This is a genomic window from Flavobacterium sp., from assembly GCF_050696275.1.
In the GTDB taxonomy this organism is placed as follows: domain Bacteria; phylum Bacteroidota; class Bacteroidia; order Flavobacteriales; family Flavobacteriaceae; genus Flavobacterium.
In genome coordinates this window covers 63,810-75,318 of the sequence record NZ_JBOGUT010000021.1, presented here as the reverse complement: position 1 = coordinate 75,318, position 11,509 = coordinate 63,810, and the positions used below count along the sequence as shown (strand labels likewise).

The 11,509-nt window shown below is 36.3% G+C and carries 8 protein-coding genes; 4 read left to right on the top strand and 4 right to left on the bottom strand.

Annotated elements, in window-relative coordinates; all coding sequences use genetic code 11:
- Positions 1-919 precede the first annotated feature (919 nt).
- The 4 genes from ACRDEC_RS11760 to ACRDEC_RS11745 all read left to right on the top strand — a co-directional run bounded on the left by ACRDEC_RS11760 (position 920) and on the right by ACRDEC_RS11745 (position 4,848).
- Complete coding sequence (locus tag ACRDEC_RS11760; protein WP_431498544.1) at positions 920-1,498, top strand: S8 family serine peptidase; 579 nt, start codon at positions 920-922, stop codon at positions 1,496-1,498.
- Entirely contained in the window at positions 1,443-1,982 is a 540-nt protein-coding gene (locus ACRDEC_RS11755) for a S8 family serine peptidase (protein WP_431498543.1), read from the top strand. The genes ACRDEC_RS11760 and ACRDEC_RS11755 overlap by 56 nt, the downstream gene beginning before the upstream one ends.
- A gap of 72 nt (positions 1,983-2,054) precedes the next feature.
- Positions 2,055-2,459 (top strand): hypothetical protein, encoded by a 405-nt coding sequence (locus ACRDEC_RS11750; RefSeq protein ID WP_431498542.1) that lies wholly within the window; start codon positions 2,055-2,057, stop codon positions 2,457-2,459.
- Between the two features lie 148 nt (positions 2,460-2,607).
- Positions 2,608-4,848 (top strand): cation:proton antiporter, encoded by a 2,241-nt coding sequence (locus ACRDEC_RS11745; protein ID WP_431498541.1) that lies wholly within the window; start codon positions 2,608-2,610, stop codon positions 4,846-4,848.
- Between the two features lie 74 nt (positions 4,849-4,922).
- On the opposite strand, the gene guaB is transcribed toward ACRDEC_RS11745, so the two are convergent.
- From guaB to ACRDEC_RS11725, 4 genes are all read right to left on the bottom strand, one after another.
- Positions 4,923-6,395 carry an IMP dehydrogenase gene (gene guaB, locus ACRDEC_RS11740; protein WP_431498540.1) on the bottom strand — a complete coding sequence of 491 codons (1,473 nt, stop codon included), beginning with the start codon at positions 6,393-6,395 and terminating at the stop codon, positions 4,923-4,925.
- Positions 6,396-6,475: 80 nt separating this feature from the next.
- A complete protein-coding gene (locus tag ACRDEC_RS11735; protein WP_431498539.1) occupies positions 6,476-8,923 on the bottom strand; it encodes a TonB-dependent receptor domain-containing protein in 2,448 nt (815 codons plus the stop codon).
- Entirely contained in the window at positions 8,904-10,271 is a 1,368-nt protein-coding gene (locus ACRDEC_RS11730) for an HTTM domain-containing protein (protein ID WP_431498538.1), read from the bottom strand. The genes ACRDEC_RS11735 and ACRDEC_RS11730 overlap by 20 nt, the downstream gene beginning before the upstream one ends.
- A 2-nt stretch (positions 10,272-10,273) precedes the next feature.
- On the bottom strand, positions 10,274-11,422 hold the full coding sequence (locus ACRDEC_RS11725) for an imelysin family protein (protein WP_431498537.1): 1,149 nt from the start codon (positions 11,420-11,422) through the stop codon (positions 10,274-10,276).
- Positions 11,423-11,509 lie beyond the last annotated feature (87 nt).

Genomic DNA, 11,509 nt, shown 5'->3' with positions numbered 1-11,509 from the left:
TTGCAGTTCCTCTGCTTATTAAATTTTCCTCCATGGCGTTTATTTTTTTTATATGGTTTATATATTAATTTAGAAAAAATCGTTTTTGGTCCAGACCTACAAGTGTTCAAATCTTGCAGGCCTGCATAAACAACTAACAAACCAAAAATTTTAGAATCGATAATCTATTTTGAGTAAAACATAACGCGACAATAGTTTATATTCTGTTAAGGAAACAGAAATATCACTTACATAATACTCTGTAAATTTTTTAGTATTTAAAAGGTTTTTACCTAAAAGCGAAAACGAAAGTTTATTGTCTTTGACGGTATATTTTGATTCTAGGTCTAAGAAATAGTACCTGTTATTGTCTTTGTCCAAGTTTCCAAAAAAATACCTTTCGCTTTGTATATCCAAATTAAAATTTTTATCAATTGGCTGTAATATGCTAGCTGACCTTTCTTGTATTTGTATCTCCAGAACTTAAGAGTATCTACTTTAATATTTAATTGATGTGCTGCATTCGTTTTACTACTCTTTTATTGCTCATAGCTATGGCCATTAGTTTGAAATTTAAATGGTATTGATTTTTCATATCTTAAGGCTTTTTTACTGTTTTTAATATTTAAAATTATTGATTTAAATATTTGATTATTAATAAATTAATTAATCTGGTAGGATTTATTTTTTTGTGGTAAAAAAATAATTTTAAAAATTTTACCACAAAATCTGTGGCAAAATTTTTTAATATGAAAAAAATGCCACAACTTTGGTGGTAAAAAAAATAATTTAAAAAAAAATGCCACAAATGAAAAACAATACTATAAGAAAACTATTGGGTTTTACTCAAGAGGAGATTTCTATAGTATGGCGACGAACACGACAAAGATATTGCAATGGCCATACGCTATGTCGTAGATAATGGTGCTAAAGTAATTAATTGTCTATTGGTAAAGAATTTTCTCTTCATAAGGATTGGGTTAATGATGCCTACAAATATGCCGAACAACATAATGTATTATTGGTTCACGCATCGGGTAATGATGGCGTGGATGTAGATGTGAATCCTTACTATCCAAGTGATTATAATTATGATAACAAAGGAGAAGTATGTAATAATTTTATTAATGTAGGTTCTATATGTAATAAAAGTGGTGATTTAATAGTGTCTCAATTCTCAAATTATGGTAAAAAGAATGTAGACTTGTTCGCCCCTGGAGAATATATATATACAACTGCCCCTGACAATAAATATGAGTTTGATTCAGGAACTTCGTTAGCTGCTCCTATGGTTTCGGGTACAGCTGCTTTACTTTGGTCTTATTATCCTAAATTAACAGTACAACAGGTAAAACAAATTATTTTAGAGTCAGGAACTCCGTATGATAATGAGGTTTATATCCCAGCAGGGAAGGGTAAAAAAATACTATTCAAAGAGTTATCAAAAACAGGAAGAATACTCAATGTATATAATGCAATGCAAATGGCAAAAGAAATCAGCAAAAATAGAAAACAATGAAATTAATCTATTTATCAAACCTTTTTATCCTATTGATTATGATGAGCAAACGGATGTAGAATATTGCAATAATTTCATCAAAGTAGGAGCAATAACCCTTGATGGAGATAAATATTTTCTTGCTTACTTTACAAATTATGGAAAAAAAACAGTTGATATTTTTGCTCCAGGTTATTTCTTAAAAACTACTGACCCAACAGTTGGATATTCATATAGAGATGGCACTTCAATATCTGGTCCAGTTGTTGCAGGAGTGGCAGCACTAGTTCGTTCCTACTATCCTAAATTAAAAGCCTCAGAAGTCAAGCAAATTATACTGGAATCAGGTATTTCTTTTGATGATTTAGAAGTGTTATTACCAGATAATAAAGAAGGTATTTTCAAGCCTTTCAAAGAGTTATCTAAAACAGGAAAAGTAGTAAATGCCTACAACGCATTACTTCTTGCCAAAGAATATTCAAAAAGGAAAGCCAAAATCGAATAAAAAACAATCCAAACTCCTTCTATATTCGGAACAAAGCTTAATTTTGCGAAATACAATTTTAAAAAAAGTAAAATGCCTGTTAATCCCACTTTCACAATTCTTTTCGATAAATTTAGAGAAAGCATTAACGATGGTACTTTTGCCAAACTCACGCTGGCCAAAACCATAGGAAGGACAGAACTTCAAAATATCTACGTCCGAACAACTTTGGAAGAAGGCATCTTAAAATTATCTGTGAAGTTTAAAATCTATAAAGATGGTCTGGAAGAAATTGAAAAAACCATTGCCATAGAAGAACTCGAAACGGAAGTAGTGCCTTATATTAACAACCCGTTTTTATCCGTATTACTATTTACGACCGAAGCGGATATCACAATGAAACTCAACAAAAAAAGGATAGCTACTATTACGGAACAGCCCGCAACTTTCAAAAATGCTGATCCCATTTTACTTGAATTTTTAGCCCAATCCAGATAAGTCCTAAAACCCAGCTTCAAAGAACATGCTAATTTGATTTTTTAACTCAAAATCACCCACTATCCGTGCTAAATGCGTATTTTATACCCTAAAAACTTTAAAAATTGGGCTTTTTTTAGTATTTTACACCATACAATTTTATACGCCTATGTTTTTATCTGCTGCTGCAACACAATCATCACATCATCTGTACCCGTTAATCAGCGATCTGGGATTAATCTTAATGACCGCTGGAGTTGCTGTTTTACTCTTTAAAAAAATAAAGCAGCCTCTCGTTTTAGGTTACCTGATTGCCGGTTTTCTGGCTGGAAGTCACTTCGATTTTTTTCCTTCGGTAAAAGATATGCACAGTGTAGAAGTCTGGGCAGAAATAGGGATCATCTTTCTTTTATTCAGTCTCGGTCTCGAATTCAGTTTCAAAAAACTAATGAAAGTCGGCGGAACAGCTTCTGTGACAGCCATTACCCAAATTGTAGCCATGGTCATCATCGGGTATTTCGTTGGTCAATTCATGAATTGGGGGAAAATGAATAGTATTTTCCTAGGGGTCATGCTTTCCATTTCTTCCACCACAATTATCCTCAAAACCTTTGACGAACTGGGTGTCAAATCCCAGAAATTTGCCGGAAATGTTATTGGTGCACTGATTGTTCAGGACATAATGGCGATTTTAATGATGGTTTTGCTTTCTACGATTGCAGTCAGTCAACAGTTTTCCGGCGGAGAATTACTGCTTTCTGTGTTAAAATTGATATTTTTCTTAACCATCTGGTTTGTAGGAGGTATCTTTTTTATTCCCACATTACTCAAAAAAGCCAAACATCTCCTAACCGACGAAATGATTTTAATTATTGCCATTGCCTTGTGTCTGATGATGGTTATTTTAGCTTCCAGCGTAGGCTTCTCACCTGCTCTCGGTGCTTTTATCATGGGTTCTATCATTGCAGAAACCACTCAGGCGGAACACATTGAGCATTTGGTTAAACCGGTTAAAGATTTATTTGGAGCGGTATTCTTTGTATCTGTCGGGATGTTAATAGATCCGCAAACGCTGGTCGAACATGCTGTTCCTGTTGCCCTCCTGACTTTTGTCGTTATCTTTGGTCAGTCCATCAGTGCGGCCGTCGGGTCTTTATTTTCAGGGCAGCCTCTAAAGCAATCCGTTCAAACCGGAATGAGCTTGTCTCAAATTGGAGAGTTCTCATTTATCATAGCAACACTTGGCACAACGCTCAATGTCACCAGCGATTTCCTTTATCCGATAGTAGTTGCCGTTTCGGCCGTCACTACTTTTACAACACCTTATATGGTAAAGCTCAGTACGCCTGTAGCTATTTTTCTGGAAAAGAAATTACCGCGAAAATGGGTCAAAACTTTTGAACAGTACAGTGCTAATGCTGATGCTATCCGAACCGTAAGCACCTGGCAAAAAGCACTCCGAAGTTATCTAATGCAAATTATACTGCACTCCATCATCATTATAGCCATTGTACTGCTTTCTACGGAGTATATTTTGCCTCTTGTAGCGGGTTCCAAATTTGGCCACAGCATCGCAGCTTTAATTACGTTAATCTTGCTTTCTCCTTTTTTATGGGCGCTTTCCTTCAGAAGGATTGCAGCCGAGGAAGTAACCGAATTATTCCAAAACCGAAAATACCGAGGGCCTATTGTTGTACTTATCTTCTTTAGAATTGCCTTGGGTCTTTTTTTCATCGGATTCATCCTCAACAATTTCTTTTCACCCATTGCAGCACTGATTGCTCTAATTGCGGCTCTCATCGCTTATTTTCTTTTCCCAAAGCGGCTTCAGACTCGCTACCACCGAATTGAAAGACATTTCCTCAGCAATCTGAATGAAAGGGAAATTTCCAAAGAAAGAAAAACACGCCGGGATCTGACTCCCTGGGACGGGCACATGGCAACTTTTGATATCGCTTCCACTTCCAATATTGTCGGGAAAACACTCGAAGAATTACACATTCGTGAAAAGATGGGAATTAATATTGCTTTTATCAAACGGGGCGAAATCATGGTCAATATCCCAAGCCGAAACGAAAGGTTGTTTCCTGGTGACGAAATTTGTGTGATCGGTACCGATGCTCAGGTAAAGAAATTCAAAAAATACCTCGATCAAAACGAAATTGAAGCTCCGGAAGATAGTGTAGAAACAGATATCGTATTACAACATCTCGAATTAAAGAATGAGTCTTTTATCGGCAAAAGTATCCGCCAATCCCAAATCAGAGAAAAAACAAACGGACTCGTTGTAGGTATCGAACGGGAAGGAAAACGTATGCTTAATCCTGACTCACATCTTATTCTGGAAGAAGGTGATATTCTTTGGGTTGTAGGCGACAGAAAACTGATGGCGGGATTGTTTAAAAATTAAGGCAAAAAGCAAAGGCATAAGTTAATTTCCTATGCCTTTGCTTCTATTCTCTTTTATTATTTCCTCTCCTTCGATTATCTCGAATAATTAGGAGCCTCTTTTGTAATCGTTACATTATGCGGGTGGCTTTCTCCTATTCCGCTTGCCGTAATTCTGATAAAACGTCCGGTTGCCTGTAATGTTTCAATATCTTTTGCACCACAATACCCCATTCCGGCACGAAGTCCACCTACAAATTGTTGCATGCTTTCGTTCAGATCTCCTTTATAAGGTACTCGGCCTACAATTCCTTCCGGAACCAGTTTTTTCACATCGTCTTCCACATCTTGGAAATAACGGTCTTTTGAACCTTCCTGCATGGCTTCTACTGAACCCATTCCTCTATAGGATTTGAATTTTCTTCCTTCGAAAATAATAGTTTCTCCCGGTGATTCTTTTGTTCCTGCCAGAAGCGAGCCTAACATAACGCAGTCTGCCCCGGCAGCAATCGCTTTAGGAATATCTCCAGTATAACGGATTCCTCCATCGGCAATTACCGGAACTCCTGTTCCTCTCAATGCAGCAGCGACTTCCAATACAGCTGAAAACTGCGGAAATCCAACTCCGGCAACCACACGAGTTGTACAAATTGAACCTGGTCCAATACCGACTTTAACGGCATCAGCACCATTTTGAGCCAAATATAAAGCAGCTTCCGGTGTTGCAATATTACCAACAACCACGTCCAATTCCGGGAATTTAGCTTTTACTAATTTCAAAACATCTACTACTCCTTTTGTATGACCGTGAGCAGTATCAATAATTACGGCATCAACTCCTGCATTAACAAGGGCGGTCGCTCTTTCTACTGCATCGGCAGTTACGCCAAGAGCTGCAGCTACGCGTAAACGTCCGAATTTATCTTTATTTGCATTGGGTTTTTGTGTCAGTTTGGTAATATCTCTAAAAGTAATTAATCCGATTAGTTTATATTCCGAATTTACGACTGGAAGTTTTTCGATTTTGTTTCCTTGAAGCACGACTTCAGCTTGCTCTAATGAAGTTCCTTCCGAAACAGTCACCAGATTCTCGCTGGTCATTACTTCAACAATTGGTCTGGCATTGTCTTTTTCAAAACGAAGGTCACGGTTTGTTACAATTCCTTTAAGTATCTGATCTCCATTTACCACAGGAATTCCTCCTATACTGAATTCACGCATCAATTGCTTTGCGTCTCCTACAGTAGCTGTTAACGGTAAAGTAACCGGGTCAATTATCATCCCTGATTCTGCACGTTTTACTCTGCGAACCTTAGCTGCCTGTTGTTCAATAGTCATGTTCTTATGCAGAACACCTATTCCGCCTTCCTGAGCCATAGCAATTGCCATAGAACTTTCGGTAACGGTATCCATTGCAGCAGATACAATAGGAACGTTCAAAGTAATGTTTTTCGAGAATTTGGTTTTGATACTTACTTCGCGCGGAAGTACTTCAGAATAATTGGGGATTAGCAGGACATCATCGTAGGTTAATCCTTCTCCTATAATTTTAGCTGTGTGTGCTTTCATGTTGCAATTTATCGTTGTAGTTAAATTGCATGCAAATATAGCACAATTATCCTTCTTATAAAAACCCTTTTAACTTATCTTTAAAAAACAAATTCCAAAGTGGTATAAAACGCCCTTGGCTCCGAAGGAATAATCCCTGGTCCAGGATAACCTGTTGCTCTTCTGGTAAAATACCAATTGTTTGTAAAGTTATTTACTCCGGCTTCTAATTTGAACTTACTCCATTTATAAGAGGCGGAAAAATCCAAAACATAATACGCAGGAATTGCCCCCGTAATACCGCTGTCATTTGTCTTTAAATTTAATGCATCTGTAAATTGCGAGGAAACATAAGTCAATTGTAAACTGGATAAGAAATTTTTATAGCCAACACCTGTACCTGTTTTAAGATTGTACAAAGGAACAAATTCCACTTCATTACCTTTAAATTTAATGACATTCCCATGACGGTTTACAACAGATGCATTCAAATATTGAGAACCTGTAATAGCCAGATTGGAGAATAAATTCCAGCTCAGGTTTTCCTTTTCTTTCAAAAATGTTTTCGCGATATTCCAATCAAACATAGTTTCAAATCCATAAGTAAAGGCCGTTCCGATATTATCCCTGAAACGAACCGGAAAAGCATTGACTCCCTTATCTTCGTACTCTCCTATTTTGTCATTATAATACAATCCGAATATACTGGCATCAAAAGTCAATTTATCATTGATTTTTCCGCGAACACCAATATCAGAAGTATATCCTTTTTCATCAGTAATATCCGCATCTATTTCCTGACTTGGATTAGCAGTTCTTATATCATTAAATGTAATTGAACGGTAATTCTGGGAAACATTTCCATATACTTCAATACCATTCAATGGTTTATAGCTAACGCCTACTCCAAACAACAATAATTGTCTGTCTTTTACATTATTCTCATTAATGATAACATCTTCATTGATTCCGCCAGCTAAATCACGATTTATTCTTCTATAATAACCTTCCGCTTTTGTTCTGATTTTTTCAAACCTGAATCCGGGTGTAATTGAAAAAGAAGGTGAAATTCTAAATATATTTTCTCCGAAAAAAGCAAAATTTAAATTTGGAAAAGCATAATCCGATTGGTTTGCATACAAAGGAAATTCATCGGTAGCCAAATTAAAATTAGCATCATTACCAGAACTTCCTGGCCCTTGAATACCGCTATTTTTAGATTGATAGTATTTACCGCCAAGCAATAAGGCATTAGTATTTTGCCCCATTTTGTATTTTTTCAAATAACGGGCTTCAGCTCCCCAGTTGACAAAATCTCCTAAAATCAAATCCCTTTCGGTATTCGGCTTGTCTACACTATTTACTCGATTGGAACGGAAACCCAGAGCTTTTCTGCTGGCATCCAAACCAAATAATTGCAATGAAAATTCAGCATCGTGCTTGAACTTGTGTTTCAGACGCAACGAGAATAAATTCCAGTCAATCGCAAACCAGTTTCTATCTCTATTGCTTTGTGACGGATCCTGTTCGAACATTGAATCTGTTAGACCTCCCGGTTGTTTTGCCAGATAATCGAAATGTGTATAATCAAAATGCAGTGATGTTCTGTCTGTAAACTGGTAGTTCAGGTTAGCAAAAAATGCCTTGGAGTCAAATTGCGAATTAGGACGGAATCCATTTCCTTGCTTGTAATTGTAAAAAGTATAATAACTGAATTTCCCTTTTGTTCCGCTGAGACTTGTAAAGTTGGTAAACAAATCATAAGAACCTCCGGTAGTTCTGTTTGTCAGTTCCATTTCTTTTGAACTTGGGCTTTTTAATTTGAAATTAATCATCCCTCCAAATTGTGTTCCGTATTGCAATGAAGCAGCGCCGCGGACTATCTGAATTTCTTCCAATGCTTCTGTTGGTGTGGCATAATAACTTTCAGGATACCCTAAAACATCGGCACTGATATCATATCCGTTCTGGCGGGTATTAAAGTTAGAGGTACGGTTTGGATTCAATCCGCGACCTCCAATCGATAATTGCAATCCTCCATCACTATTTTCATTAATCGTAAGTCCTACTACTTGGGAAAATATCTGACGGGCATTATTGGTTGCTTTGTTTGCAGTAAGTTTCCCTATCGTGACAACTTCTGTTTTTTTCCCTGCGTAAATAGCCGTTTCTTCGATATCTTTCAGTTTTCTGACGGCAGACAACTGTTCTCTTTGCCTGCTGATTACGACCTCCGAAAGCTGTTTGCTCAATGGTGCCAAAACAATAGATTCCTGATTCGTTTTCTCTAAAATGCTTACCTTCTTTTCTGTCATGGCATAATTTTCGGAAAAAAAGATAAAAACATATTCCCCCTGACTTTTAAGCACCACATCGAATGTTCCGTTAGAACCTGATTTTGTAATGCTGCCATTGGTTTTATTATATATTTCCACTCCGGCTAATTTCTTTCCATAAATATCCGAAACCGTCCCCGAAAAATTATATTGTGAATAAGCGCTGGTGGCAAATAATACTACTATAAAATATTTAAAATCCTTTAATTTCATCGTTGAATGGAAGAATCCAGTTTTTGTGTTTGAATGAATCATTTTCTTTTGCAAGATTTATATTTGGGTCAATGTATTTTTGGCTCAACCTTCCGTTTAGCGCTACATAACTTTCTGTTTTTACAATTGGGTCATTATAACCTGTATTTTCATAGTAATCGTGCAAAAAATGAGCATACTCGACTATAAAATCAGGCTGAAAGGCCATTTGTTTTTCCTGAAATGGCGTTAGAAAATTATTATTATTGATATGGATTGTTTTTCCGGTTATGGCATCTGTAACCGTAAATTGAGTATAACCGGCCTTTTCCATCAGCATGACGCGCCATGAAAAACGATAGCCTTCTTCTGTCCAGAATAATTCATCCGGATAAAGCAGGTAACGAAATGGAAAGAACAACTGGAAAATCATAAAAGCTGCCAGAATACCTAACTTCAGATTATTTATTTTAGCATTTACGTAAACTTTGGATAAACCGTTTTCAAAAACAGTATAATTCACTTTAAAAAAAGCGGCTGTCAGTCTGAGGCATTTTTGATGAAAACCCTCTTCAAAGAAAATCAGCGTACTAATAATCATCACATAAGGAAAAACACCTATTGGGAAAAGTATTTTGGTCATTACATGAAAAACAACCACTATCACAAAAGCAAAAATTCTTGTCCTCCTGAAAAGAAGTAAAAAAGGAATGGTCAAATCATAAATAGCACCTGCCCAACTGAAGGTGTACTGCACCCAGATTTTATTTAAATAAGAACCGATAACCGGCAAATCCATATTGGCAGGCAGCCAGATTTTAAGCGGCATGGCTTCCAGAAGCCAATCAGAGTTGAGTTTTGCCAATCCTGCGTAGAAATAAACGATGATTAACATTAGCTTCAGAATATCGATAGTCCAGCTTGGGACTTTCTGAAAAGCTATTTTGGGATTTCTCCAGGCATCAACAGAAAAAGTAGCATTAGCCGGAAGAAAAATAAGGATAAAACTTACTACAGATATAAAATAATAATGATTGAGATAGGTGGTTTTATCCATTAACTCAATGTAGGAAAAAGTAAGGAAGAAGGTAATAACTGCAATTCTGTATTTGTAGCCAATAGCAACAAAAAAAGCGGCTAACCCACAAATAAAAAACAACAGATAGGTATATTCTCCCAATGGTTTTACCCAACTGAATCCGTAATAAGTAAAATGGAACAATGGTTTAATATACAGTTTTTCAATCCAGCCATAACAGACAAAACGGATGATACTGTAAAGCATCATTAAACCAAACGCCAGCCTGAAAAAAGCTAGCGTTGTGGCATTTGAGTTTTTATTAAGATATTTATCTAATCTTTGATTCATTATTAATCTCCGTCACTATCAACATAATCAACAGAAATATTCAGCGCCTGCATCATATCCAGTTTAAAATAAAGTACATTTTGCTGCATACTATTAAAGGCAGTAATCATTTTGCTGTTATCATTAGCAATTTGCTGGGTAAAACTGTCGCTCAACAAATTGTTTGACGTATTTATCGTTCCAAATTGGTTGTTAATGATAAGGCTTAATTTTTGACCGCTTCTAACCGTATTCAGATAATCTAAATAGGATTTTAAACTTTGTCCTTCGGCTGCACTATTAAAATGTTTCCCGTTAAAGAAATCCTTAGATGCCTGAATAGCCTCATTCAATAAAATTTTAGAAACATCATTTTTATACAGAGCCTCAACTTTATTTGAATAGGTTGTACCGCTGGAATATATTCCCGCCGGGATACCGACTTTACCTGCACGGATATCTTTTTCATACACCTTTACAAAAGTATTTACAGTAACATTTGTCGAACTGTTTACTGAACTTCCATTGCTACTGATATAAGTATTTCTGAAATTTGCCGTCCAATCCGCAACAATCGCATCGCTAATCGTTTTAAGTCGGTTTGTCAAGGCTGTAAGGTATTGTTTGTAACCTGATGCATTACCATTTGTAGTATAAAAACCTAAAATAGCCGTATTATCAGCTCCTAATCCATTTAACATATAATCTAAAGCAGGAAATCCCTGTTCGTCTGCACTGGAAATCGTTGTTAAACTATACGTTCCTGAAGCAATATTCTCATTTACGCCGCTTAAATCTCCAGTATCAGCATTTGGGCCTGTCTGCAAAGGATAGGTATTACTGAACATTCTCAAACTATACATATCTTCCGTTGCTTTACCTATTTCAAAAATGGCAACATGCTGATACGCTTTATATGCTTCCAGCCAGTTGGTTCTTAACGCCTCCAGGTTAGCATCGTTTGGAGTTGTTGTAAAAGTGGCAGTGGCTGTTGAAAGCGCATTTACTTTTGACTGGTAATTTTGAAAAGAAGGAATAATTATATTATCAGCCCAATTCGTCAACATGGCTGTTTTATCAAAACCATTATCAGAGTCTGAAGTACCATCACTATTGGAAGAACATGACGCTATGAACGCTATAGTCCCCAGAAATAAAATTATTTTCTTCATCTTTCTTTATTTTTTTGCAAAACTACAAAAAAGCAGAAGAAATTCATCTCCTACTCTTTTGTAATTTTATTAAGTTGTTAACTATAT